Annotated in this window: 21 protein-coding genes and 1 pseudogene; 16 read left to right on the forward strand and 6 right to left on the reverse strand. The window is 59.2% G+C overall.

The annotated features are described in order from the left end of the window. Positions 1 to 12: 12 nt before the first annotated feature. The 6 genes from infB to HEQ17_RS05950 are packed head-to-tail and all read left to right on the forward strand — an operon-like array spanning position 13 to position 8,126. The gene (gene infB / locus HEQ17_RS05925) at positions 13 to 2,964 is read left to right on the forward strand and encodes a translation initiation factor IF-2 (RefSeq protein WP_296291878.1); all 2,952 of its coding nucleotides are present in this window, start codon (positions 13 to 15) and stop codon (positions 2,962 to 2,964) included. Beyond that, positions 2,965 to 3,339, forward strand: coding sequence for a 30S ribosome-binding factor RbfA (gene rbfA / locus HEQ17_RS05930; protein WP_296291879.1), 375 nt, complete (start codon positions 2,965 to 2,967; stop codon positions 3,337 to 3,339). Positions 3,340 to 3,341: 2 nt separating this feature from the next. Further along, positions 3,342 to 4,322 carry a tRNA pseudouridine(55) synthase TruB gene (gene truB / locus HEQ17_RS05935; protein ID WP_296291880.1) on the forward strand — a complete coding sequence of 327 codons (981 nt, stop codon included), beginning with the start codon at positions 3,342 to 3,344 and terminating at the stop codon, positions 4,320 to 4,322. 13 nt (positions 4,323 to 4,335) lie between these two features. Next, on the forward strand, positions 4,336 to 6,153 hold the full coding sequence (typA, locus tag HEQ17_RS05940) for a translational GTPase TypA (protein ID WP_296291881.1): 1,818 nt from the start codon (positions 4,336 to 4,338) through the stop codon (positions 6,151 to 6,153). A 13-nt stretch (positions 6,154 to 6,166) separates the two neighbouring features. Next, on the forward strand, positions 6,167 to 7,051 hold the full coding sequence (locus tag HEQ17_RS05945) for a DMT family transporter (RefSeq protein WP_296291882.1): 885 nt from the start codon (positions 6,167 to 6,169) through the stop codon (positions 7,049 to 7,051). Continuing rightward, the gene (locus HEQ17_RS05950) at positions 7,044 to 8,126 is read left to right on the forward strand and encodes an enoyl-CoA hydratase/isomerase family protein (protein WP_296291883.1); all 1,083 of its coding nucleotides are present in this window, start codon (positions 7,044 to 7,046) and stop codon (positions 8,124 to 8,126) included. The genes HEQ17_RS05945 and HEQ17_RS05950 overlap by 8 nt, the downstream gene beginning before the upstream one ends. 92 nt (positions 8,127 to 8,218) lie before the next feature. Here HEQ17_RS05950 and smpB read toward each other — a convergent pair whose 3' ends face one another. Beyond that, on the reverse strand, positions 8,219 to 8,713 hold the full coding sequence (gene smpB / locus HEQ17_RS05955; RefSeq protein WP_296291884.1) for an SsrA-binding protein SmpB: 495 nt from the start codon (positions 8,711 to 8,713) through the stop codon (positions 8,219 to 8,221). A gap of 94 nt (positions 8,714 to 8,807) precedes the next feature. Here smpB and HEQ17_RS05960 point away from each other — a divergent pair, with 94 nt between their 5' ends. The 10 genes and pseudogenes from HEQ17_RS05960 to HEQ17_RS06005 all read left to right on the forward strand — a co-directional run bounded on the left by HEQ17_RS05960 (position 8,808) and on the right by HEQ17_RS06005 (position 19,743). Further along, the gene (locus HEQ17_RS05960; RefSeq protein ID WP_296291885.1) at positions 8,808 to 9,248 is read left to right on the forward strand and encodes a type II toxin-antitoxin system RatA family toxin; all 441 of its coding nucleotides are present in this window, start codon (positions 8,808 to 8,810) and stop codon (positions 9,246 to 9,248) included. Beyond that, positions 9,241 to 9,609, forward strand: coding sequence for an RnfH family protein (locus HEQ17_RS05965; RefSeq protein WP_296291886.1), 369 nt, complete (start codon positions 9,241 to 9,243; stop codon positions 9,607 to 9,609). The genes HEQ17_RS05960 and HEQ17_RS05965 overlap by 8 nt, the downstream gene beginning before the upstream one ends. Before the next feature lie 8 nt (positions 9,610 to 9,617). Beyond that, on the forward strand, positions 9,618 to 10,526 hold the full coding sequence (locus tag HEQ17_RS05970) for a class I SAM-dependent methyltransferase (protein ID WP_296291887.1): 909 nt from the start codon (positions 9,618 to 9,620) through the stop codon (positions 10,524 to 10,526). A 133-nt stretch (positions 10,527 to 10,659) separates the two neighbouring features. Continuing rightward, positions 10,660 to 12,130: pseudogene (gene guaB / locus HEQ17_RS05975) on the forward strand (IMP dehydrogenase). 70 nt (positions 12,131 to 12,200) lie between these two features. After that, positions 12,201 to 13,853, forward strand: a complete 1,653-nt coding sequence (gene guaA, locus HEQ17_RS05980; RefSeq protein WP_296291888.1) for a glutamine-hydrolyzing GMP synthase — start codon at positions 12,201 to 12,203, stop codon at positions 13,851 to 13,853. 48 nt (positions 13,854 to 13,901) lie between these two features. Next, a complete protein-coding gene (locus HEQ17_RS05985) occupies positions 13,902 to 14,552 on the forward strand; it encodes an FMN-binding negative transcriptional regulator (protein ID WP_296291889.1) in 651 nt (216 codons plus the stop codon). Between the two features lie 6 nt (positions 14,553 to 14,558). Next, positions 14,559 to 14,909, forward strand: coding sequence for a hypothetical protein (locus tag HEQ17_RS05990; protein ID WP_296291890.1), 351 nt, complete (start codon positions 14,559 to 14,561; stop codon positions 14,907 to 14,909). Further along, the gene (gene tadA / locus HEQ17_RS05995) at positions 14,906 to 16,276 is read left to right on the forward strand and encodes a tRNA adenosine(34) deaminase TadA (protein WP_296291891.1); all 1,371 of its coding nucleotides are present in this window, start codon (positions 14,906 to 14,908) and stop codon (positions 16,274 to 16,276) included. The genes HEQ17_RS05990 and tadA overlap by 4 nt, the downstream gene beginning before the upstream one ends. A 14-nt stretch (positions 16,277 to 16,290) precedes the next feature. Continuing rightward, positions 16,291 to 17,202 (forward strand): LD-carboxypeptidase, encoded by a 912-nt coding sequence (locus HEQ17_RS06000; protein WP_296291892.1) that lies wholly within the window; start codon positions 16,291 to 16,293, stop codon positions 17,200 to 17,202. Positions 17,203 to 17,265: 63 nt separating this feature from the next. Next, on the forward strand, positions 17,266 to 19,743 hold the full coding sequence (locus HEQ17_RS06005; RefSeq protein ID WP_296291893.1) for a penicillin acylase family protein: 2,478 nt from the start codon (positions 17,266 to 17,268) through the stop codon (positions 19,741 to 19,743). 176 nt (positions 19,744 to 19,919) lie between these two features. Here the strand turns inward: HEQ17_RS06005 and HEQ17_RS06010 are convergent, their stop codons facing one another. The 5 genes from HEQ17_RS06010 to mltG all read right to left on the reverse strand — a co-directional run bounded on the left by HEQ17_RS06010 (position 19,920) and on the right by mltG (position 24,197). Continuing rightward, complete coding sequence (locus tag HEQ17_RS06010) at positions 19,920 to 20,645, reverse strand: ankyrin repeat domain-containing protein (protein ID WP_296291894.1); 726 nt, start codon at positions 20,643 to 20,645, stop codon at positions 19,920 to 19,922. 5 nt (positions 20,646 to 20,650) lie between these two features. Next, positions 20,651 to 21,457: a TatD family hydrolase gene (locus HEQ17_RS06015; RefSeq protein WP_296291895.1), complete on the reverse strand. Its 807-nt coding sequence runs from the start codon at positions 21,455 to 21,457 to the stop codon at positions 20,651 to 20,653. Between the two features lie 3 nt (positions 21,458 to 21,460). Continuing rightward, positions 21,461 to 22,465, reverse strand: a complete 1,005-nt coding sequence (locus HEQ17_RS06020; protein WP_296291896.1) for a DNA polymerase III subunit delta' — start codon at positions 22,463 to 22,465, stop codon at positions 21,461 to 21,463. Beyond that, positions 22,462 to 23,103 carry a dTMP kinase gene (tmk, locus tag HEQ17_RS06025; RefSeq protein WP_296291897.1) on the reverse strand — a complete coding sequence of 214 codons (642 nt, stop codon included), beginning with the start codon at positions 23,101 to 23,103 and terminating at the stop codon, positions 22,462 to 22,464. The genes HEQ17_RS06020 and tmk overlap by 4 nt, the downstream gene beginning before the upstream one ends. An 89-nt stretch (positions 23,104 to 23,192) precedes the next feature. Further along, positions 23,193 to 24,197, reverse strand: coding sequence for an endolytic transglycosylase MltG (gene mltG, locus HEQ17_RS06030; protein ID WP_296293686.1), 1,005 nt, complete (start codon positions 24,195 to 24,197; stop codon positions 23,193 to 23,195). Positions 24,198 to 24,221 lie beyond the last annotated feature (24 nt).

Genomic DNA, 24,221 nt, shown 5'->3' on the forward strand with positions numbered 1-24,221 from the left:
TTGAACAAAATTATGTCCAGTACCACTGTTGCCGAGTTCGCCAATGAACTCAAAAAATCTGCCGATGTCCTTCTTGATCAATTGAGATCAGCTGGCGTTGCGAAAACATCCGACAGCGATGTTCTGACAGATGCCGATAAACAAAAATTGCTCAGCTATCTGCAAGCCAGTCATGGCACGGTGACGGGTGACCGCAAGAAGATCACCTTGGTCAAAAAATCAACAAGTGAAATCAAGCAAGCAGATGCTTCTGGCAAAGCTCGAACCATCCAAGTTGAGGTCAGGAAAAAGCGCACCCTGATCAAACGAGATGATGAGCCTCAATCACCGACGGATGAGCCTGTTGTGGACCATGCCGATCTTGCTCGCCGAGAAGAACAAGCGCGGCATCTGGCCGAATCGATTAGACTACAAGAAGAAGAGTTGGCCCAAAATCGTCTTGTCCGAGAGGCCCAAGAAGCCCAGCAACGTGCTGATTTGGCTGCTCAAGAAGGTCCTGCAGGTTCTCAAGCCCTGCCCGCCGGTTCATCTGGCGCAACACCAGAAACTTCGCAAAAGCCCACACTTAGTCGAGCAGATCGTGAGCAGTTGGCCCGTGCCGAAGCGGTCAGCATCAATGCAGCCGCTCAGGCAAAATCTGCTCCTGTACTGACTTCGCAAGCGGCCGCAAAAGCAACATCAACGGATGAGTCTCCAGCCGTCAAAGCCAGGGCTGATCAGTCATTGCGCGAGGCCAGCGCTTTGCAAGCTGTTGCTGATTCAAAAGTAAAGGCTGATGAGGAAGCGGCACGTGCACAAGATCTGGACGCCCGTCGTCGCAAGGCTTTGGCCGAAGCTGAAGCGATCCGCAGCATGATGAATGCGCCCAAAAAGGTTTTGGTTGCCAAAAAGGATGAGCCCAAGGTTGAGGCCAAGGCTCCGGTCAAAGGCACCTTGCATAAGCCAGCGGGGACACCTGCACCGGGTACCCGCACTGCAGCAGCTCAAGCCGCGGGACCATCATCCCCTGGCGGCAACAAGGAAGTCAAATCTGCCAAGCTCTCCTCCAGTTGGGCTGGCGATCCGGCCAAGAAAAAAGCCATACCAACCCGTGGTGATACCAGCGGCGGGGTAGGGCGAAACAATTGGAGAACAGGGCCGCGTGGTCGTCGAGGCAACGACAGGGATAGGGAAGATGGTTCTCACCAGCAGGCGCCGGCAGAAGTCCGTGTCTTGGAGGTTCACGTTCCAGAAACCATCACCGTTTCCGAGCTGGCCCACAAAATGGCTATCAAGGCTTCTGAGGTCATCAAGCACCTGATGCAGTTGGGCCAAATGGCGACGATGAACCAGCCACTTGATCAAGATACAGCCATGATCGTGGTCGAGGAAATGGGTCACAAGGCGGTCGTGGCTGCTCTGGATGATCCCGAGGCCTTCACCGACGAAGAAGTCTCCGACCAAAACGCCGAATTGTTGTCGCGTGCACCTGTGGTCACTGTGATGGGTCACGTGGACCACGGTAAAACCTCGCTGCTGGACTACATTCGCCGATCCAAAGTGGCTTCTGGCGAAGCTGGCGGGATCACGCAGCACATTGGTGCTTACCACGTCGAAACGCCGCGCGGCATGATTTCATTCCTTGATACGCCAGGTCACGAGGCTTTTACAGCCATGCGTGCCCGTGGTGCCCAAGCCACTGACATCGTTATTTTGGTGGTGGCCGGTGACGACGGCGTCATGCCTCAGACCAGGGAGGCCATCAAGCACGCCAAAGCAGCAGGTGTGCCTATCGTGGTCGCCATCAACAAGATGGACAAGCCCGACGCCAACATCGAGCGTGTGCGTGCCGAACTGATTTCAGAAGAGGTGGTGCCCGAAGAGTTCGGAGGTGATTCTCCATTCGTCTCGGTGTCGGCCAAAACTGGCCTTGGCATTGATGACTTGCTCGAGGAAGTGCTCTTACAAGCCGAAGTGCTGGAACTTAAGGCACCCGTTCAAGCTGCCGCGAAGGGTTTGGTCATTGAAGCGCGTCTCGATAAAGGCCGAGGTCCTGTAGCCACCATCCTGGTTCAGTCTGGCACCCTGAACACCGGTGATGTGGTTTTGGCAGGACAGACTTTTGGCCGTGTTCGAGCCATGCTGGATGAAAATGGCCAGACCATAAAGTCTGCTGGTCCCTCGATCCCGGTTGAAATTCAGGGCCTGACAGATGTGCCGCAAGCTGGTGACGAGTTCATGGTCATGGGCGACGAGCGCCGTGCCCGCGAGATCGCCACTTACCGTGCCGGCAAGTTCCGTAACACCAAGCTGGCCAAGCAACAAGCGGCAAAACTGGAGAACATGTTCACCGACATGTCGACAGGCGAAGTGAAGATGTTGCCCATCATCATCAAGGCCGATGTGCAGGGTTCTCAAGAAGCCTTGGGCGCTTCTTTGCTCAAGCTGTCCAACGAAGAAGTCAAAGTTCAGTTGGTTTACTCTGGCGTGGGCGGCATCAGCGAGTCGGACATCAACCTCGCGATCGCTTCCAAGGCCATCGTGATCGGTTTCAACGTGCGTGCCGATGCCGGTGCGCGCAAGTTGGCCGAAGGCAATGGCGTTGATCTGCATTACTACAACATCATTTATGACGCTGTGGACGAGCTCAAGGCCGCGATGTCGGGCATGTTGGCACCAGAACAACGCGAAGAAATCATGGGCATGGCCGAAATCCGGACCGTTTTCGTGGCTTCCAAAATTGGCACCGTGGCTGGCTGTATGGTCACCTCAGGTCAAGTCACCCGCAGCGCCAAGTTCCGTTTGTTGCGCGACAACGTGGTCATCTACACGGGTGAACTCGATTCGCTCAAGCGCCTCAAGGACGACGTTCGCGAAGTCAAGGAAGGCTTCGAGTGCGGCATCAAGCTCAAGAACTACAACGACATCAAAGAAGGCGATCAACTCGAATTTTTCGACGTCAAGGAAATCGCGAGAACGCTGTAAATGGTGCGCAGAAAGCCATCGTCCGTTCCCAATCGCGGTTTCCGCGTGGCCGACCAGATCCAGCGTGATCTGGCCGAGCTGATCGCACGCGAGTTGAAAGACCCGCGAGTTGGAATGGTCACGATCAACGCCATCGAGGTCACGCCCGATTACGCCCACGCCAAAGTCTATTTCAGTGTTTTGACAGGCAACCCCACAGAGGCCAGCGAAGGCTTGAATGCAGCGGCCGGTTTTTTGCGCAACGGCTTGTTCAAGCGTCTTCACATCCACACCGTGCCGACATTGCACTTCTTGTTTGACCGCACCACCGAGCGTGCATCGGACATGAACGCCTTGATCGCCAAGGCCGTGTCATCCCGAGCCCAAGAGGACTGAGCATGAACGCGCCACGCACCAGGGTGCAGCGGCGCCCTGTGCACGGGGTGTTGTTGCTCGACAAACCGCTGGGTCTTTCCAGCAACCAGGCTTTGCAAAAAGCCAAGTGGTTGTTGCGGGCTGAAAAAGCGGGGCATACCGGCACCCTGGACCCCTTGGCGACAGGTGTTTTGCCCTTGTGCTTCGGCGCTGCAACCAAATTCAGTCAACAGCATTTGGACGCAGACAAGACCTACGAGACCACCGTGCGCCTGGGGCAGAAGACGAGCACGGCGGATGCCGAAGGCGATGTGATTTCTGTGCGTGAAGTGTCATGTACGGCTGGTAGGGTGGTAGAAATTTTGGACCGTTTCATAGGCCCGATCAGTCAAGTGCCCCCGATGCACAGTGCCTTGAAAAAGGACGGCAAGGCCTTGTACGAATATGCCCGAGAGGGCGAAACCGTTGAACGCGAAGCGCGCAACGTGGTGATTCATGCCCTGGATCTGCTGGACATGCAGTTGCAAGGCGATGCGCCTTTTTTGCGGTTGCGTGTGCGCTGCAGCAAAGGCACCTACATCCGCACGCTGGGCGAAGACATCGCCGAGGCCTTGGGTTGTGGTGGCCACTTGAGTGCATTGCGCAGGGTGGTCACGGGTCCTTTTGTCGCGTCACAGTGCGTGACGCTGCAGGATCTGGAAGCGATGGATGAAGCAAAGCGCCTGGGCGCTTTGCTGCCCGTGGCTGTTTTGTTGCCGGGCTACACCGAGGTGAACCTGGACAGCGACAACACAGGCCGTTTTTTGAACGGGGTGCGCAGACACGGCCCTTGGGTTGATTGTGATCAAGTCGCAGTGTATGGAGAACATCCTCGCGCCTTGCTGGGAACAGCAATGGTGCATGGCGGCGAATTGGTTCCGGGTCGATTGTTGAGCCCGATCGAAATTCAACAGATTTTGGAAAGTTCACCTGCATTTGAGCCGTTGCTGGCCGAGCAGGTTTAAAGGAAGAGAAAGTATGAGCAAGCAAATTCGCAACATCGCCATCATCGCCCACGTTGACCACGGTAAAACCACCATGGTGGACCAACTGCTGCGTCAGTCTGGCACCTTCGCTGACCACGAAAAAATCGTCGACACCGTCATGGACAACAACGCCATCGAACGTGAGCGTGGCATCACCATCCTGGCCAAAAATTGCGCCGTGAGCTGGGAAGGCACGCACATCAACATCGTGGACACCCCTGGACACGCTGACTTCGGCGGCGAAGTCGAGCGTGCTTTGTCCATGGTCGACGGCGTAGTGCTGTTGATTGACGCGCAAGAAGGCCCTATGCCTCAGACACGTTTCGTGACCAAGAAAGCTTTGGCTTTGGGGTTGAAACCCATCGTCGTGGTGAACAAAGTCGACAAGCCCGGCGCTAATCCTGACAAAGTGGTGAACGCCGCCTTTGACTTGTTCGACAAACTCGGTGCCAGCGACGAGCAACTTGACTTTCCGGTGGTCTATGCCTCCGGCATCAACGGCTGGACCTCGATGGAAGAGGGCGCTCCCGGTGAGCAGTGGGGCCCTGACATGTCGGCCTTGTTCAATACCGTGCTCAACCACGTCAAACCCAATACGGGCGATCCGGCAGCCCCCTTGCAATTGCAAATTTCTGCGCTCGACTTTTCGACCTTCGTGGGCCGGATTGGTGTGGGTCGCATCAGCCAAGGCACCATCAAGCCCAACATGGACGTGGTGGTCATGGAGGGCGAAGACGGCTCGATCATCAAAGGCCGTGTCAACCAGGTGCTGACCTTCCAGGGGCTGGATCGGGTACAGGTGAGCGAAGCTGGCCCTGGTGACATTGTGCTGATCAACGGCATTGCCGACCTGAACATTGGCGTCACAGTGACCAACCCGATCAACCCCGCACCATTGCCCATGCTGAAAGTTGACGAGCCCACGCTGACGATGAACTTCTGCGTGAACACCTCGCCTTTGGCTGGCCGAGAAGGCAAGTACGTGACCAGTCGTCAGATCTGGGACCGCCTGCAAAAAGAGCTGCAACACAACGTGGCCCTGCGCGTCAACGAAACCGACGAAGAGGGCATCTTTGAAGTCATGGGTCGTGGTGAATTGCACTTGACCATCTTGCTGGAAAACATGCGCCGAGAAGGTTACGAATTGGCCGTGTCCAAGCCCCGCGTGCTTTTCCGCGATGTGAATGGCGAGCGCCATGAGCCCATCGAGCTGGTCACCGCCGACATCGAAGAAACTCACCAAGGCGGCGTGATGCAAGCTTTGGGTGAGCGCAAAGGCGAGTTGGTGAACATGGAGCCCGATGGGCGTGGCCGTGTTCGTCTCGAATACCGCATTCCTGCCCGTGGTCTGATTGGTTTCTCCAACGAATTCCTGAATCTGACTCGAGGCTCAGGCCTGATCTCCAACATCTTTGACGGCTACGAGCCACACAAAGGTGAAATCGGTGGGCGCAAGAACGGTGTACTGATCTCCATGGACGATGGCGAAATCTTCACCTACGCCCTGGGCAAGCTGGACGACCGTGGCCGCATGTTCGTCAAAGCCAACGATCCGGTGTACGAAGGCATGATCGTGGGTATCCACAGCCGCGACAACGACCTGGTGGTCAACGCGACACGCACCAAGCAGCTGACCAACTTTCGCGTGTCCGGCAAAGAAGATGCCATCAAGATCACGCCTCCGATTGACCTGACCCTGGAATACGGTGTTGAATTCATCGAGGACGACGAGTTGGTCGAAATCACGCCCAAGAGCGTCCGTTTGCGCAAGCGTTTCTTGAAAGAAAGCGACCGTAAGCGCAACAAGTGATCGGACTCAGGCCATGCGCATGACCCACGGCCTGGCCGTCTGGACCATGGTGGGCGTCACCGCCCTGTGGTCGATGGCCGGGGTGGTGACGCGGCACCTTGAAGAGGCCCGCAGCTTTGAAGTCACCTTCTGGCGCAGCTTTTTCACCGTCGTGTCCCTCTTGATCATCCTGCCTTTGTTGCAGGGCAGGGGGGTGTGGTCTCGAATGCCGTGGCGCAACCGGTACTTCTGGCTGTCTGGCGTGTGCTGGAGCGTCATGTTCACCGCCTTCATGGTGGCGCTGACGCTCACGGCGGTGGCCAATGTGTTGATCACCATGGCCGTGGGACCTTTGTTCACTGCCTTGTTCACCCGCGTGTTTTTGCGCCACCCATTGCCTTTGCGCACCTGGGTCGCCATTGTGGTGGCCGGGATTGGAATTGGCTGGATGTATGGCACCCAGTTGAGCTTGGGCGACCCGAATTTTCTGGTGGGCTCCCTGGTGGCCTTGTGTGTGCCCATCGCGGGCGCCGTGCAGTGGACCTTGGCGCAAAAAAGCCAAAGCGATGGCCACAGTCTGGACTTGGTGCCCTCGGTTTTGTTGGGTGCTGTTTTCTCTACTTTGTTCACTTGGCCTTTGGCCATGCCGTTTCAGGCATCGGCCCACGATGTCGGCTTGCTCGCTATTTTGGGCTTGTTCCAATTGGCCATTCCCTGTGTGTTGTCGGTGATTTGCGTGCGGGTGCTCAAAGCCCCGGAGGCGTCATTGTTGTGTCTGCTGGAAATCGTGTTTGGCATTGCCTTGGCTTGGTGGGGCGCTAACGAAGCCCCGCAAATGAGCGTATTGTTAGGCGGTTCCCTGGTCCTTGGGGCGTTGCTCATGAACCAATGGTTAGGCTCGAGAGGCAACAATGACTGAAGTCATCGCTCAAATTGAAGGTCGTATGGGCACCATCACCCTGAACCGACCCAAGGCGTTGAATGCCTTGTCGCTGGGCATGGTGCGTGCTTTGACTCGCGCCTTGCTCGATTGGCAAACCAATCCGCAAGTTTTGGCCGTGGCGGTGCGCGGTACCGGCAAAGAAGGTCCGTTTGGCGCCTTCTGTTCGGGCGGTGACATCCGATTTTTTCACCAAGCCGCACATGCGGGCGACGCGGCATTGGGGGACTTTTTCACTGAAGAGTACCGCCTGAACCACCTGATCCACACCTACAGCAAACCCTACATCGCCTTCATGGACGGCATCGTCATGGGTGGCGGCATGGGCATCAGCCAGGGCGCGAGCGTGCGTGTGGTGACCGAGCGCACCAAAATGGCCATGCCCGAAACCCACATTGGATTGTTTCCGGATGTGGGCGGGGGCTATTTTCTGAGCCGCTGCCCAGGTCGTCTGGGCGAATACCTTGGCTTAACGGGACAGATGCTCAACGGCCCCCAGGCGGTCGCGGCCAAACTGGCCGACATCTCGCTGGCCAGCGGGATGCTGGAGCCCATTTGGCAGACCTTGGTCAGCAGCCCCTTTGAGAACGCCGAATCGGTGGAGCGGTGGGTGCTGGCCCAAGCGGGTGCGATGACGCCCGAAAAACTCACGCCACAGCCCCAAATCGATGCGGTTTTTGGTCTCCCCACCTTGGCTGACATGTTGCTCAAGCTGGAAGCGGCTACCGATGAGTGGAGTCAGAAAACCGCACATGTTTTGCGCCACCGCTCACCATTGATGCTGCATGTGGTGCTGGAACAAATACGACGCGCCCGTCAACTGGGCCTGGCTGATGATCTGCGCATGGAACGCGACATGGTGCACCACTGCTTCCACCTGCGCTCTGTGGCCGACAGCGAATCCGTGGAAGGCATCCGCGCCTTGGCTGTGGACAAAGACCACAAGCCGAACTGGAAGCCTGCAAGGGCGGAAGACGTGGATTTATCGGAAGCCGCTCGTTTCTTTGCGAGCCCCTGGCCTTCAGATCATCACCCGCTGCGCGATTTGGCGTGATTTGTCGGTGGTTCTAGCCCCGAGAATTTTCATGACAAACCGTGTCGGGGCTAAAGCCACCGACCTACAGACTGATCTCTGGGATTGGACACTCAGCGGTCGCGGTGACGGCTCTTCATCACGCGTTCGACTTCGCGCTTGCCTTCGCGGTCTTTGATGGTGTCGCGTTTGTCGTGCTCGGCCTTGCCCTTGGCCAGCGCAATGTCGCATTTGACCTTGCCTGATTTCCAATGCAGGTTGATCGGCACCAGGGTGTAACCCTTTTGCTCGATCTTGCCGATCAGCCGCTTGATCTCTTCTTTGTTCAGCAGCAGTTTGCGGGTGCGCGCCGCTTCAGGATTGATGTGGGTTGAAGCCGTTTTCAGCGGGTTGATGAGGCAGCCAATGATGAACAATTCGCCGTTGCGGATGACCACATAACCATCGGTGAGCTGAACCTTGCCTTCGCGAATGGCCTTGACTTCCCAGCCTTCCAGTACCATGCCCGCCTCATAGCGCTCTTCAAAAAAATAGTCGAAGGCAGCCTTTTTGTTTTCGGCGATCTTAGCAAAAGTGGGAGCGACGGTTGTTTTTTTGGAGGTGGCCATGGGGATCAGATGGGGACGGCCTGGCCGTTCTCAAGAAAGTCCAAGCGGCTGGAAAGCAAAGCACCGGGTTGGAAAACTACAATCGCTGCATTGTATGAAGAATATCCACAAGTCTGTCCTCATCTGGTACTCGCCAGAGGAAATGTTTCGCCTCGTCACCGACGTGGACCGCTACCCTGAGTTTTTGCCGTGGTGCGACGAAGCCCGCGTGCTCGAAACCGATGAGCACGGCATGGTGGCTGAAGTGGGCATCAGCCTGGGAGGTCTTCAACAAACTTTCACCACCCGCAACACACACGAAGAAGGCCGATCGGTTGGCATGAGCTTGGTCAAAGGGCCTTTCTCTAAACTGAGCGGCATGTGGCGCTTCACCCCTGTTGGCGATGGCTCGCAACGTGCATGCAAGGTTGAGTTGGATTTGGAGTACGGCTTTTCCAGCAAAACATTGTCTGCCTTGGTGGGGCCCGTGTTCGACAAGATCGCTGCCAGCTTGGTCGATGCCTTTGTCAAACGCGCCGAAGCGGTTTATGGCTGAGCGAATGATCGAAGTCACGCTGTGCTGGAGTCTGGGGCCGCGTCATGTGCAGGAGCTGATACTGAGGGTGCCAACAGGCAGCACGGTGGAGGCTGCGGTGGATTTTGGCGTCGCCCAGTGGCTTGAGGTCAGTCCATCACCCGATTCTGTTTCCCTGTCATCGCTCAAGTTTCAACAGCCGGGCATCTGGGGCCGCAAAGTGCCCTGGACGCAACTTGTGAATGCGAACGACCGCATTGAGCTGTACCGCCCGCTCAAAGTCGACCCCAAAGTCGCACGGCGTCAACGCTTCAAGCGCCAGGGCAAGGGGCGCACCGGGTTGTTTGCCAATCGCAAGAGCGGCTCGGCTGCAGGGTACTGAAAGTCGCCATGCAAGCCCTTTTGAACGCGATCTCGCAGATCACTCTGAGCGACGACGTCCGGCGTGTTTTTCATGGACGAGGCGGCCTGTATTGCGGCTGTGAACAATGGTCGCTGGACTGGTTCGCACCCGTCTGGGTCTTGACCAGCTTCAAACCGGTGAACGATGCAGAACTGGCCCATTGCCACAGGGCTCTGGAAGCCCGCTGGCAAGCCTTGGCCCCGGGCATGCCGCTCAATTGGGTGTTCCAGAGCCGGGTTTCGGGTGAAGCCGAAACGCGCCTGATGGCGGGCAGCGTTCCCGAGCCGCATGTGGTGACCGAGCAGGGCGCACGTTACATCGTTCATCTGATGCGCGGGCAAAACCACGGCTTGTTTCTCGACATGGCCGTCGGACGCGAGTGGCTGAAAAACCATGCACTGCACGAAAATATTCTCAACCTGTTTGCCTACACCTGCGCGTTCTCGGTGGTGGCCTTGCAAGGCGGGGCCGCGCAAGTCGTGAACCTGGACATGAGCCAGGCCGCACTGGCCGTGGGGCAGCAAAACCACCGCCTGAACGACTTGCCTGCCAAAGCGCGCTTTCTGGGCCATGACATCTTCAAGACCTGGGGCAAGATCAGCAAGATGGGGCCTTATGGCGTGATCGTGATCGATCCGCCCAGTTACCAAAAAGGCAGCTTCATCGCCACCAAGGACTACATCAAGCTGATTCGGCGTTTGTCCGATTTGCTGGAGCCGCAAGGGCATGTGCTGTTGTGCCTGAATGCGCCCGAGTTGGACTCGCAGTTTTTGCACACCCAAGTGGCCGAGGCTGCGCCCAGCCTGAAGTTTGTCGAGCGTTTGGCCAACCCCGCGGCATTTGCCGACATCGATCCGGAAAAGTCGCTCAAGGTGCTGCATTATCAAAACGCCTGATCGGGCAACCAACAGCCCAAATGAGGGGCCAGCGCTTGGTTTGAGCCCTGCGATTTTGACCACCTCTCAGGCCACTGCGCAGGTAAATCCCTCGGCCCGCACGGGTACAATCGATTTTTTGGAGCCTTCGCTTATGCGCTTACTCGGTAAAGCCCTGACTTTTGACGACGTTCTCCTCGTCCCTGCTTACTCGCAAGTCCTGCCCAAGGACACTTCTCTCGCGACGCAATTCACCTCGCAACATCCGCCTGAACCTTCCTTTGGTGTCTGCCGCCATGGACACCGTGACCGAAGCGCGCTTGGCCATTGCCATCGCGCAAGAAGGCGGCATCGGCATCGTGCACAAAAACCTCACCGCGCAAGAGCAAGCCGCTCAAGTGGCCAAGGTCAAGCGCTACGAATCGGGCGTGCTGCGCGACCCGGTGGTCATCACCCCCGACACCACCGTGCGCCAAGTCATGGCCTTGAGCGAAGAGCTGGGCGTGTCCGGTTTCCCTGTTTGCGACGGCCGCCAAGTGGTGGGCATTGTGACCGGCCGTGATCTTCGCTTTGAAACCCGTTACGACCAGAAGGTCAGCGAGATCATGACACCGCGTGAGCGCCTGATCACCGTGCCCGAAGGCACCACGCCCGAGCAAGCCAAGCACCTGCTCAACAAACACAAATTGGAGCGCCTGCTGGTCATCAACGACAACTTTGAACTCAAAGGGCTGATCACCGTCAAGGACATCACCAAACAGTTGAACTTCCCCAACGCAGCCCGAGATGACGCGGGCAAGTTGCGGGTGGGCGCGGCCGTGGGTGTGGGTGAAGGCACCGAAGAAAGAGTCGAAGCTCTGGCCCGTGCCGGAGTAGACGCCATCGTGGTGGACACTGCGCACGGCCACAGCAAAGGCGTGATCGACCGCGTGCGCTGGGTCAAACAAAACTACCCGCACATCGAAGTGATTGGCGGCAACATCGCCACCGGCGCTGCCGCTTTGGCCTTGGTCGAAGCCGGGGCCGATGCGGTCAAGGTGGGCATTGGCCCCGGATCAATCTGCACCACCCGCATCGTGGCGGGTGTGGGCGTGCCGCAAATCATGGCGGTGGACAGTGTGGCCACAGCCCTCAAAGGCACAGGCGTTCCCCTGATCGCCGACGGCGGCATCCGCTACAGCGGTGACATCGCCAAAGCCATTGCCGCTGGCGCAGGCACGGTGATGATGGGCGGCATGTTCGCCGGTACCGAAGAAGCACCCGGCGAGATCGTCTTGTTCCAAGGCCGCAGCTACAAGAGTTATCGGGGCATGGGCTCGATTGGCGCCATGCAGCAAGGCAGTGCCGACCGCTACTTTCAAGAGTCCAGCACCGGCAACCCCAACGCTGACAAACTGGTGCCCGAGGGCATTGAAGGCCGCGTGCCCTACAAAGGCTCGGTCGTGTCCATCATTTACCAAATGGCCGGCGGTTTGCGCGCCAGCATGGGGTATTGCGGCTGCGCGACGATTGAGGCCATGCACAACGACTCGCAGTTTGTGGAGATCACCGCTGCGGGCATCCGCGAAAGCCATGTGCACGACGTGCAGATCACCAAGGAAGCCCCCAACTACCGGGCCGACTAAAATCTGCACTTGATCACCAAGGCGTCTGCACCCCAGACGCCTTTTCATTTCTCAAAGAACGACGCCTGCCATGCAGCATTCCAAGATCCTGATCCTCGACTTCGGCTCGCAAGTCACCCAGCTCATCGCCCGCCGCGTGCGCGAAGGCACATGTGTTTTGCGAAGTGCATCCCTTGTGATGTCAGCAGCGACTGGGTGCGCGAATACGCCAAAGACGGCAACCTTGAAGGGCGTGATCTTGTCGGGCATCACATGCCAGCACTGTACGAAGAGGACGATTTGCGTGCGCCTGATGCGGTGTTTACGAGCTGGGGATTCCCGTGCTTGGGCATTTGCTACGGCATGTCAGACCATGGCCGTCCAGCTAGGTGGTCAAGTGGAGGCATCGACGCATCGCGAATTTGGCTACGCCGAAGTCCGCGCCCACGGGCACACCGAACTGCTCCAAGGCATTGAAGACTTCGCCACAGCCGAAGGCCACGGCATGCTCAAGGTCTGGATGAGCCACGGCGACAAGGTCACGGCCATGCCTGCCGGATTCAAGCTCATGGCCTCGACCCCAGCTTGCCCGATAGCGGGCATGGCCGACGAGGCCCGGCGCTTTTACGCGGTGCAGTTCCACCCCGAAGTCACCCACACCGTGCAAGGCCAGGCGCTGCTCAACCGCTTTGTGCTCGACATCTGCCAGGCCAGCCCTGACTGGATCATGTGCGACTACATCAAAGAGGCTGTGGCCAAAATCCGCGAGCAAGTGGGCGACGAAGAAGTCATCCTCGGTCTGTCCGGTGGCGTGGATTCGTCCGTGGCTGCCGCCCTGATCCACCGCGCCATTGGCGACAAACTGACCTGCGTGTTTGTGGACCATGGCCTGCTGCGCTTGAACGAGGGCGACATGGTCATGGAGATGTTCGTCGGCAAGCTGCATGCGAAAGTCATCCGTGTCGATGCCAGCGATTTGTTCCTGGGCAAACTGGCGGGCGCGAGCGAGCCCGAAGCCAAGCGCAAGATCATCGGCGGTTTGTTTGTGGAAGTGTTCAAGGAACAAGCGGCCAAGTTGAAAGCTGCCGACGGCGGCAAAGATGGGAATGACGGCCGGCCAGCCGTCAAAGGGGCGACCTTCTTGGCCCAAGGCACGATTTACCCCGACGTGATCGAGTCGGGCGGTGCCAAAAGCAAAAAGGCCGTCACCATCAAGAGCCACCACAACGTGGGCGGTTTACCCGAGCAGTTGGGCCTGAAACTGCTGGAGCCGCTGCGCGAACTGTTCAAAGACGAAGTGCGCGAACTGGGCGTGGCGCTGGGCTTGCCCCGCGAGATGGTCTACCGTCACCCCTTCCCAGGTCCGGGCCTGGGCGTGCGCATTTTGGGTGAAGTCAAAAAAGAATACGCCGACCTGCTGCGCCGTGCGGACGCGATCTTCATCGAAGAACTGCGCAACTTCACCGACGAAACGGGCAAGACCTGGTACGACCTGACCAGCCAGGCCTTCACCGTGTTCTTGCCCGTGAAAAGCGTGGGCGTGATGGGCGACGGCCGCACTTATGACTACGTGGTGGCGCTGCGCGCCGTGCAAACCAGCGACTTCATGACGGCCGACTGGGCCGAGCTGCCTTATGCGCTGCTCAAGAAAGTGTCGGGGCGCATCATCAACGAGGTGCGGGGCATCAACCGGGTGACCTACGACGTGAGTTCAAAGCCACCGGCGACGATCGAGTGGGAATGACCAACAAGGCACCTTCGGGTGCCATCGTTTTGGTACATTCACCCCACCATGTACCTCCCCAAGCAGTTCCACAACACCGATCCCGCCATTGCCCAGCGCATCATGCGCGAGCACCCTTTGGCTTCCGTGGTGTCTGTGGGCGAAGACGGTTTTCCGGTCCTCAGCCACATTCCCATGCATTGGCAGGGCGTGTCACTTTGGGGCGAGGATGCGCCTGAGCATGGCGTATTGCTGGGGCACTGCGCGCGCGCGAACCCGCATGCGCAGTTGCTGGCCTATCAGTCGCATGCCCTGGTGAGCTTCATGGGGCCACAAGCTTACATGTCGCCCGGCGTGTATGCCGACAAGCAGCGCGTGCCGACCTGGACATATCTGGCGGTGCAGGCCAAAGTCCAAACGCGCATCGTTGACCCGCACACCGACCGGGACCGCTTGCTCAAATGCCTCATTGCCGACCACGAGCCGTCCTACGCTCAGCAATGGCGCGAGTTGCCCGCCACGTACACCTCGGCCATGCTCAACGGCATCGTCGCTTTCGAGATGGCCATTGTTGAACTGCAATGTGCGGTTAAACTGAACCAGCACCGCCCTGAGGCGCATGCGGCCATGCATGCGGCTTATGCCGCAGGTCCGGCGAATGCACAGGCCTTGGCCCGTTGGATGGAAGATGTCGGGCTGGTGCCCCGTGTTCAGGGATGAAGCGGCGTGTTTGAGCACCATAGCAAACCCCTGATTCCCCGGGCCGCCTACCACCGCCGATTGGTGGGGGCCGCAGGCTTGGCCCTCTTGCTCATCGTGCTCTCTTTGGGGGCGGGCATGGTGGGTTACCACGCGATCGAAGGCCTGCCCTGGGTGGATGCTTTTTTGAGTGCTGCCATGATTTTGTCGGGCATGGGGCCAGTCGGTGAACCCCTGAGCACCGCAGGCAAGTTGTTTGCGGGCACCTACGCGCTGTACAGCGGTTTTGTGGCCTTGATTTGTGTGGGCGTATTGGGTGCGCCCGTGTTGCACCGTTTTTTGCATCGCTTTCACATCGAAGAGGATGTGGACGCATGAAAGATTGGACCGACGAGCAGGGCATGCAGCTGGCATTGGCCCAAGCCCGCGCGGCAGCTGCCGCCGGTGAAGTGCCGGTGGGGGCGGTGGTGGTCCGAGACGGCGAAGTCATCGCCACCGGTCGCAACGCCCCCATTGCCAGCCATGACCCGACAGCACACGCTGAAGTGGTGGCGCTGCGCGAAGCGGCCCGCGTGTTGGGCAATTACAGGCTCGAAGGCTGCACGCTGTACGTGACACTGGAGCCGTGCAGCATGTGCAGCGGCGCCATGCTGCACGCTCGGTTGGACCGCGTAGTGTTTGGCGCGGCCGATCCGCGCACCGGGGCGGCAGGCTCGGTGCTCAATTTGTTTGACCACAGGCAGCTGAACCCCCAAACCCAAGTCATGGGCGGCGTGCTGGCCGAGGAATGCGGCCAGATGCTCAGGGACTTTTTCAAACCCCGGCGCATCAACACCGACCCGGTGCGCGAAGACGCTTTGCGAACGCCCGATACGGCCTTTGCCGGTTTGCCCGACTACCCCTGGCAGCCGCGCTATGTGAACGACCTGCCCAGCATCGCCGGGCTGCGCATGCATTACCTGGATGAGGGCGACGCCAATGCCCCATTGACTTGGTTGTGCCTGCACGGCAACCCGGCCTGGAGCTACCTGTACCGCAAGATGATCCCGGTTTGGCTGGCGGCAGGCCACCGCGTGGTGGCGCCCGACCTGATCGGCTTTGGCAAGAGCGACAAGCCCAAGAAGGACAGTTTTCACCAGTTTGAAACCCATCGCCAGTCCTTGCTGGATTTGATTGAGCGGCTCGACCTGCAGCGCGTGGTGCTGGTGGTGCAGGACTGGGGCGGCATTTTGGGGCTGACCTTGCCCATGGCCGCACCCGAGCGTTACAAGGGTTTGCTGGTCATGAACACGACCTTGGCCACCGGCGAGGCCCCCTTGAGTGCAGGCTTTTTGGCTTGGCGCGATTGGTGCCAAAGCCAGCCGCTGTTCGATGTGGGCAAGCTGTTTGCGCGGGGCAACCGCAGCATGACGCCTGCCGAGACGGCGGCCTACAACGCGCCCTTCCCGGACAAGGGCTACCGAGCCGCGCTGCGCGCCTTTCCGCCCATGGTGCCGGAGTTCGCCGATTCACCCGGTGCGGCCATCTCGCGGCAAGCGCGAGACTTTTGGCGCAACGACAGGCATGGTCAGACTTTCATGGCCATTGGCCAGCAAGACCCGGTGCTGGGCGAGCCGGTCATGCGCCAATTGCAAGGCCAAATCAAAGGCTGCCTCGAGCCCATGTTGCTGCCCGATGCAGGGCATTTTGTGCAGGAGCAGGGCCGGGCGATTGCTGAGGCCGCTGTGCGACACTTCAAGCCCTGAATAAGAACCCCCGCATGGCCCACATCTACATTTTTTCCCCGTCCAGCGCGGTGCGCGACAAAGCCGCTTTCCGTCGCGGCCTCAAGCGCCTGAAAGCCCAAGGCCATGAAGTTGAGGTGGACGAAGCCGCATTGGTCAGCCACATGCGCTTTGCGGGCGACGACACCACGCGCATCGCGGCCATCACCCGCGCTGCCGCCAGCGGGGCCGATGTGGCGCTCATCTCGCGCGGCGGCTATGGCCTCACGCGCATCCTGTCCGCCTTGCCCTACAAACAGATCGCCAAAGCCATCGACGGCGGCACGCAGTTTGTGGGTCTGAGCGATTTCACCGCTTTCAACCAGGCGGTGTTCGCCAAGACCGGACGCATCACTTGGCAGGGCCCGGCTTTGGGCGAAGACTTTGGCCCAAACGAAGAACCCGACGACATCATGCAAGCCTGTTTTGACGACTTGCTGCTGGAGCAAGGGGAGGGCACGGGCTGGCAATTGCCCAAGGCCGAGGCGGAGCGATCCGTGCGGGCCAGCAACGCGCCGCTGTGGGGCGGCAACCTTTCGGTGTTGGTGTCCTTGCTGGGCACGCCGTACTTTCCGCCCATCAAGGGCGGTGTGCTTTTTCTTGAAGATGTGGGTGTGCACCCCTACCAGATTGAGCGCATGTTGACGCAGTTACTGCACGCAGGCGTTCTGTCCCAGCAAAAAGCGGTGCTGATCGGCCAATTCACACGCTACAAGCTGGTGCCCACGCACGACAAAGGTTTCAAGCTGGCCACCGTGGTCGATTGGTTGCGCGGCCAGACCAAGGTCCCGGTGCTCAGTGGTTTGCCTTTTGGCCATGTGGCCACCAAGGTGCTGCTGCCCGTGGGGGCCAAGGTGGACCTCGTCACCGAAGGGCGTGACGCGCTGATAGTTTGGGGCCACATTTAATACCGCATCAAAGCCTGAACAGGCGCCACCAGAGGCGTGTGCAACGCCCACACGGAGACACCCATGAAATGGATCGGACGACTTGTTTTGCTGCTGCTGGCCGCTGTGTTGGTGGCGGGCGGCGCATTGGCCGTGCACTTGCTGCGCAGTCTGCCGCAACTGGACGGACAGCTCAAGTTGGCAGGCTTGAGTAGCGATGTCACCGTCACCCGCGACGCTGCGGATGTGACACACATTGAAGGGGCCTCCGCTTTGGACACCTGGCGCGCACTGGGATTTGTGCACGCGCAAGAACGCGGCTGGCAACTCGAATTCAATCGCCGCCTGATGCGCGGCGAGTTGTCTGAAATTTTGGGTGCGGCCACGCTGGACACCGACAAACTCATGCGCACGCTGGGCATCATCGGCATGGCCCAAAAACAGTTGAAGGGTTTATCGCCCGCAACGCAAGCAGCCCTGCAGGCCTACAGCGACGGCATTCAAAACGCTTGGGCGGGTGGCGCGGTTCGACCATCGCCCGAATTCAAACTGCTTGGCACCGTGGCAGGCGGCCCCAAAGGCCAGGCCTGGTCGCCCGAAGACAGCTTGGGCTGGGCGCTGATGATGGCGCTTGATCTGGGGGGCAACTGGGGGCAGGAATTCGCCCGTTTGTCGGCCTCGCAGGTGCTCAACCATGAGCAACTGTGGCAACTCATGCCGCCTTACCCCGGTGAAAAACCCGCCACCGCAGTGGACCTGCCGGCCTTGTATGCCGAGTTGGGTGTGTACGCCCCCAAGGACAAAGCCGCTTCGGCAATCCATACCGCCCCCAACGCCCTGGCCCAATGGTCAGCCGACTGGGTGCGTGATGTCGGTATTCTGGAAGGCAAGGGCAGCAACAACTGGGTGGTGCCCGGCAGTCGCACCGTCAGTGGCAAGCCCCTGCTGGCCAACGACCCGCATCTGGCTTTGAGCTCACCTGCCATCTGGTATTTCGCGCGCCTCAAAGCGCCTGCAGGGCAGTTGCCCGGTGGGCACAAACACCCCGCGCTGGATGTGATCGGGGCGACATTGCCCGGTTTGCCCTTTGTGGTGCTGGGTCGCACCCAAGGTGTGGCTTGGGGCTTCACCAACACCGGCCCGGACGTTCAAGACCTGTACCTCGAACAGCTGGACGCCACCAAACCTGGCCAGTACCGCACACCCACCGGCTGGGCGGCGTTTGAGGCGCGTGCCGAAACCATCCGAGTCAAAGGGCAGGGCGATGTGACCCTCCAAGTGCGCAACACCCGCCACGGCCCGGTTATCAGCGATGTGCAACCGCAATACCGCCAGCTCATCAACGGCCAGCGCTACGCGGTGAGCCTGCGCTGGTCGGCCTTGACCGAGGACAACAAAACCGTGGAATCGGGCATGCTGACCAACTGGGCGCAAACCGTGCCCGAGTTGCAAAAAGCCTTCACCGACAACCATGCGCCCATGCAAAGCGTGGTCATGGCCGACACGCTGGGCGAGGTGGCGTTTCAGGCCGTGGGCAAACTGCCCCTACGGTCGCCGCAAAATGACATCCGGGGCGTCGCGCCGGCCCCCGGCTGGTTGGCCCGATACGACTGGACCGGCTGGTTACCCGCGAACCAAAACCCCGCTTTGAACCGCGACACCATCGAAGCGAAGGGCTGGCACGCCACTGCCAACCAGAACATCCTGTCGCCCGGTTACGCGCATTTTGTAGGCAGCGATTGGACCACGCCCGAGCGCTTTGACCGGATCGAACAACTGCTCGCTGCCAGACCCCAACACAGCCGAACAAGCCTGCAAGCCATTCAAAACGATGTCATATCGTTGGGTGCCAAGTCGCTGCTGCCGGTGGTGCTGACGGCCAAACCGCAACACCCGCTGGGCGATCAGGCTTTGAAAATGCTCATCACTTTTGATGGGCAAATGACAGCGGACAGCGCCGCTGCGCTGGTCTTCAACGTTTGGGCCGATGAATTGACACGGGGCTTGCTGGTGCCGCATCTGGGTGCCGATCGGTTCAAAGCCCTTTACGGCAAACGCCATTTCCGCGCGGCGGTGGAGGGCATCTTGAAACGCTCGGACCCTTTTTGGTGTGGCGCTGCTGGCTGCCCTGTGCAAGTGTCTGCGGCACTCGATCGGGCGTTGAGCCGCATTGCCGCCAAACAAGGCCAAAACATGAGTGCGTGGCGCTGGGGTGCTTGGCATCCGGCCATCAGCAGCCACAAGCCCTTTGGCAAAGTGCCTTTGCTGAACACCTTGTTTGATGTGCGCACCGAAAGTGCAGGGGACTTGTTTACGGTGAATGTCGGTCAGTACTGGGCCAATGACCCCAAAGAGCCCTTTGCCAACCGCCATGCGGCTTCCATGCGCGCGGTGTATGACTTGGCCGATCCTGAGCAATCGGTCTTCATTTACCAAACGGGTCAATCTGGCCATGTTTTTGATACCCGTAGCCGCTCGATGGCCAGCGCTTGGGCTGCGGGCCATTACCGCCCGCTGCAACAAAACAGCACAGCTGTTCACCGATTGACGCTGACCCCGTGAACCCATCCTCTTTTTATGATTTGATCGCACCGTGCCCTGTGAGGTCTCGAAGTCGATCATCTCTTTTCGTGGTGATCGCAGTAAACTGCGTTGATGGCTATGCCATTGTTACTTTACATAATATACATCGTATGTAACTATTAAAATGGCCAACAGGCCAAATACCAGCGACCTGATCACTTGGGTAAGGATGGGCTGGGCACAGCAGGAATTTGCTGGCCCGCCTTGGGTGTAGCCTGGTTTTGACGAGCCGCATGACGCGCCAATCCGGTTTCAATGAGTTCTTTGGAATTTTGACGCTGGCCGCGCACTGCAAAATCCCAAGCGCTGAGACCCAGTTGGTTTTTATGGCTTAAATCAGCACCTGCCTGAATCAGCACCTTAACGGCTTCAGGGCTGCCGTACATGGCGGCCATCATCAGTGGCGTGGTGCCGTTGGGTGACTCAGCATCAATGTAGGCGCTGTGCTCTAGCAGGTACTCGAGGATGTGCACATGGCCAGCAGACGCTGCGTAATGCAAAGGTGTCCAGCCAGGTTTGTTCACATCGGCATCGTGTTCAACCAGTTTTTGTACCAAACTGAAATGGCCTTTGAGAGCAGCCAACATCAACACACTTTCGTCTTTGTCGTTTCGCAGCTCGGTTTTGGTTTTGGGCCAACTGGCCAGCAACTCAGCCACCTTCAGAGATGGTTCTCGCACCGCCAGCATCAAGGCTGGAACGCCCTCAGGGTTGACCGTGTTGGGATCAAAACCACGTTGAAGCAAGGCTTGAACGGTGCGCACATTGTCAAACTTGACCGCTTGAAAGAAGTCCTCGTAAGCACCTGCATATGAAAGATTTGAAAAAGAAATAAATCCAATGAAAGCAATGACTTTTTTAAGATAATTGAAGTAATGCATAAACTTTAAGCCGTTGTTTTAACAAACAATTTCAGGAAATTCTGGGTCGTCAATTCCCCAATCGCCTCGGAACTGCAGCCACGCAACTCACCCAATAGTTTGGCCACAAAGGGCACATAAGAAGGGTTGTTGAGCTTGCCGCGGTAAGGCACGGGCGCCAAATAAGGGCTATCGGTCTCGATCAACAATCGGTCATCGGGCACAAATTTAGCCACTTCGCGCAAATCCGCAGCGGTCTTGAAGGTCAAAATGCCCGACAAGGAAATGTAAAAACCCAAATCCAGGGCCGCTCGGGCGACCTCTTGGCTTTCGGTGAAGCAGTGAAACACCCCGCCCGCGCACCCTGCTTCGCCGGTTTCGCCCTCTTCCTTCAAGATGGCGATGGTGTCGTCTGACGCCTGACGGGTGTGGATCACCAGCGGCAAACCAGTCTGGCGCGCTGCACGGATGTGGGTGCGAAAACGCTCACGCTGCCATTCCATGTCTGCCACAGTACGGCCGCCTTTGCGCTCGTCCATTTGGTAATAGTCCAGGCCCGTCTCGCCAATGGCCACCACTTTGGGGCGAGCTGCGCCGTCCAGCAGGTCTTGCAAACTGGGCTCGCGCACGCCTTCGTTGTCCGGGTGCACACCCACCGTGGCCCACAGGTTGTCGTTGGTCATGGCCAAGTTGTGCACTTCGTCAAACTTTTCCATCGTGGTGCAAATGACCATGGCGCGGGTCACTTGGGCGGCCACCATGGCCTGCTGGATGCTGTCCAGCTGGCTCATCAGCTCAGGAAAATTCAAATGGCAATGGGAATCGGTGTACACGGCTCAGCCCTTGGACAGCAGGGTTTGTTGGGCATCGGCGGTCAGCGCTTCGAGCATCAAACCGGCATTGAAAGGGTGTTCGGCGGTTCGGGCCGACGTCATCAGCCGTTTGAACCAATCGCTCAGGGTCGGCACCGACGCTTGGGTCGCGGGCAATTGGGTGGCCTCGAAAAAGCGCGGCGCAGCACCCGACTGGCGCAACACCAAATCGTGGCAAAGCTTTTGCAAGGCATCGATGGCTTGAGCAGGGCTCAAATCGGCCAAGTGCCGGGCATCGCCCCCTCGCATGGCCTGGGGCAAAGCGGCCCACCAATCGGGCGTCAAACCGGTTTCGGCTTGGCGCAGCACATCGGTGGGGCGGCCGCCCGCACTGCGCAGCAAAGCCTGCGCCACGGGGGTGGGAACGCCCTGCCCGCTCAGCCAAGTCAAAGCTTCGTCGGCTTCGGGCCACTTCAGGGTGTGGGCCAAGCAGCGGCTGCGGATGGTGGGCAGCAGCATGTGCGCCGCCTCGGTGGCCAGCACAAAGCGCACATCGCCCGGCGGCTCTTCGAGTGTTTTGAGCAAGGCGTTGGCCGTGATGGTGTTCATGCGCTCAGCCGGAAACACCAGCACCGCCTTGCCGCGACCCCGCGCGTTGGTGCGCTGCGAAAACTCCACCGCGTCTCGCATGGCATCCACCCGGATCTCTTTGCTGGGCTTGCGGGTTTTCTTGTCGATCTCGTCCTGGGCTTTTTCAGACAAAGGCCAACCCAGCTCGATCATCACCGTTTCAGGCATCAGCACCGCCAGGTCGGCGTGGGTGTGCACAGAGACAGCATGGCAGCTTGGGCATTCGCCACAAGCACCTTGGGGTGTGGGCTTTTCGCAAAGCCAGGCCGACACCAGGGCCAAGGCCAATTCGTATTGGCCCAAACCTGATGGGCCTTGCAACAACCAAGCGTGACCACGTTGGGCCAGCAAATCAGTGGCCTGGCGCGCAATCCACGGGGCGTTCAAAACAGCGCTCATGCCGCAACCCGTTTCAACCATTTGGTCGCCACACGTCCCACGTCAAATCCCACGGCGTCCAGGCTTTGAGCAGCATCGATGCGAGCAAACCGATCAGGCGTCTCAGCCATGCGCCGGGCGTAGCCTGCACGAACCGAAGCAAAAAAGTCGGCAGGTTGCGATTCAAACTTGTCCGGCACGCGGGCTGAGGCCAAGCGCTGCGCTGCAATTTGGGGGTCCAAATCAAACCAGACGGTCAGCTCGGGTTGGCGCAAAGCGCCATCGGGCAAGGCCTGCACCATGCGCTCCAGCTGCACCAGCACCTGCCAGTCAAACCCACGCCCGCCACCTTGATAGGCAAAAGTGGCGTCAGTGAAGCGGTCGCACAACACCACATCGCCTCGGCGCAGTGCGGGCTCGATCACCTGTACGAGATGCTCACGGCGGGCCGCAAACATCAACAGCGCCTCGGTCAGCGCGTCCATGGGTTCGTGCAGCACCAACTCGCGCAGTTTTTCTGATAACGGGGTGCCCCCAGGCTCGCGTGTGAGGACCACCCCCCTGCCCGCTTGGCGAAACAGTTCAGCCACGCGCGCGATGTGCGTGGATTTACCCGCGCCGTCGATGCCTTCAAAACTGATGAACAAACCGCGTGTCATGGTGTGCGTGAAAGACAAAACCCGATTGTCGCAGGTGTCGCCCCCTGTGGGAGCGGTCTCAGGCCACGATGGAGTGATCTCAACAGCGCTTACTTCTGCCCGCGCTGATAACGGTTCACCGCCCGGTTGTGCTCGTCCAGCGTGGCACTGAAGTGGCTGCTGCCATCGCCTTTGGCCACAAAGTACAGAGCTGGCGTCTTGGCGGGTTGCACCGCCGCCAACAAGGCCGCCTTGCCCGGCATGGCAATCGGCGTGGGCGGCAAGCCACCACGGGTGTAGGTGTTCCAGGGGTTGTCGGTCGTCAGGTGGACACGGCGCAAATCGCCTTCAAAAGCTTCGCCCAGACCATAAATCACCGTCGGGTCGGTTTGCAGCCGCATGCCGATGCGCAGCCGGTTGTTGAATACACCCGAAATCTGAGCTCGGTCTTGGGCCTTGCCGGTTTCCTTTTCGACAATGCTCGCCAAAATCAGGGCCTGCTCGGGCGACTGCAATGCCGCGCCGGGTTGCCGAGCATCCCAGGCGTGCTGTAATTGTTTGTCCATGGCCTTCATGGCCCGCTGCAACACCGCCAAGTCACTCGCGCCCTTGGCATACGAATAGGTATCTGGATAAAAGCGCCCTTCCGGGGCCACGCCGGGGCGTCCCAGCTGGACCATCAAGGCCGCGTCGTCCAGCGCCCGGCTGTCGGATTTCAGGTGCTCAGCCTTGGCCAAGGCCTGGCGCACTTGCCGCCAGCTCCAGCCCTCCACGATCGTCACGGTGCGCAGGCTCTCTTCGCCCCGCACCAGCATGTTCAGCAAACGCTCGGGCGACGTGCCGGGGGCGATTTCATAACTTCCGGCGCGCATTTGACGCGACTGGCCAGACAGGCGAAACCACGCGTAAAGCAAGGTGGGTGATGTGTCCACACCGGCATCGGCCACAGCCTGCGCGATGGCTTTGGCCGATGTGCCCGGCTCGATCGACAAATCGACCGGGGTAGCCGCTGGCGCACGCAGCGGCATGGGGCCTTGCACCCAAAAATAGGCGGCCGCAGCCAGTGCCAAGGCCAGCACGCCCAAACCCACCAAGCCCTTGAACCAACCTTTGATCACCTGCAATCCTTGAAAATGTCC

The sequence above is a fragment of the Limnohabitans sp. genome (assembly GCF_023910625.1).
GTDB lineage: Bacteria > Pseudomonadota > Gammaproteobacteria > Burkholderiales > Burkholderiaceae_C > Limnohabitans_A.

What these genes read in the sequence shown, in the direction of transcription:
- infB (WP_296291878.1), top strand. Translation starts at nt 13, where the DNA reads ATGTCCAGTACCACTGTTGCCGAGTTCGCCAATGAACTCAAAAAATCT.
- rbfA (WP_296291879.1), top strand. Translation starts at nt 2,965, where the DNA reads ATGGTGCGCAGAAAGCCATCGTCCGTTCCCAATCGCGGTTTCCGCGTG.
- truB (WP_296291880.1), top strand. Translation starts at nt 3,342, where the DNA reads ATGAACGCGCCACGCACCAGGGTGCAGCGGCGCCCTGTGCACGGGGTG.
- typA (WP_296291881.1), top strand. Translation starts at nt 4,336, where the DNA reads ATGAGCAAGCAAATTCGCAACATCGCCATCATCGCCCACGTTGACCAC.
- HEQ17_RS05945 (WP_296291882.1), top strand. Translation starts at nt 6,167, where the DNA reads ATGCGCATGACCCACGGCCTGGCCGTCTGGACCATGGTGGGCGTCACC.
- HEQ17_RS05950 (WP_296291883.1), top strand. Translation starts at nt 7,044, where the DNA reads ATGACTGAAGTCATCGCTCAAATTGAAGGTCGTATGGGCACCATCACC.
- smpB (WP_296291884.1), bottom strand. Translation starts at nt 8,713, where the DNA reads ATGGCCACCTCCAAAAAAACAACCGTCGCTCCCACTTTTGCTAAGATC.
- HEQ17_RS05960 (WP_296291885.1), top strand. Translation starts at nt 8,808, where the DNA reads ATGAAGAATATCCACAAGTCTGTCCTCATCTGGTACTCGCCAGAGGAA.
- HEQ17_RS05965 (WP_296291886.1), top strand. Translation starts at nt 9,241, where the DNA reads ATGGCTGAGCGAATGATCGAAGTCACGCTGTGCTGGAGTCTGGGGCCG.
- HEQ17_RS05970 (WP_296291887.1), top strand. Translation starts at nt 9,618, where the DNA reads ATGCAAGCCCTTTTGAACGCGATCTCGCAGATCACTCTGAGCGACGAC.
- guaA (WP_296291888.1), top strand. Translation starts at nt 12,201, where the DNA reads ATGCAGCATTCCAAGATCCTGATCCTCGACTTCGGCTCGCAAGTCACC.
- HEQ17_RS05985 (WP_296291889.1), top strand. Translation starts at nt 13,902, where the DNA reads ATGTACCTCCCCAAGCAGTTCCACAACACCGATCCCGCCATTGCCCAG.
- tadA (WP_296291891.1), top strand. Translation starts at nt 14,906, where the DNA reads ATGAAAGATTGGACCGACGAGCAGGGCATGCAGCTGGCATTGGCCCAA.
- HEQ17_RS06000 (WP_296291892.1), top strand. Translation starts at nt 16,291, where the DNA reads ATGGCCCACATCTACATTTTTTCCCCGTCCAGCGCGGTGCGCGACAAA.
- HEQ17_RS06005 (WP_296291893.1), top strand. Translation starts at nt 17,266, where the DNA reads ATGAAATGGATCGGACGACTTGTTTTGCTGCTGCTGGCCGCTGTGTTG.
- HEQ17_RS06010 (WP_296291894.1), bottom strand. Translation starts at nt 20,645, where the DNA reads ATGCATTACTTCAATTATCTTAAAAAAGTCATTGCTTTCATTGGATTT.
- HEQ17_RS06020 (WP_296291896.1), bottom strand. Translation starts at nt 22,465, where the DNA reads ATGAGCGCTGTTTTGAACGCCCCGTGGATTGCGCGCCAGGCCACTGAT.
- tmk (WP_296291897.1), bottom strand. Translation starts at nt 23,103, where the DNA reads ATGACACGCGGTTTGTTCATCAGTTTTGAAGGCATCGACGGCGCGGGT.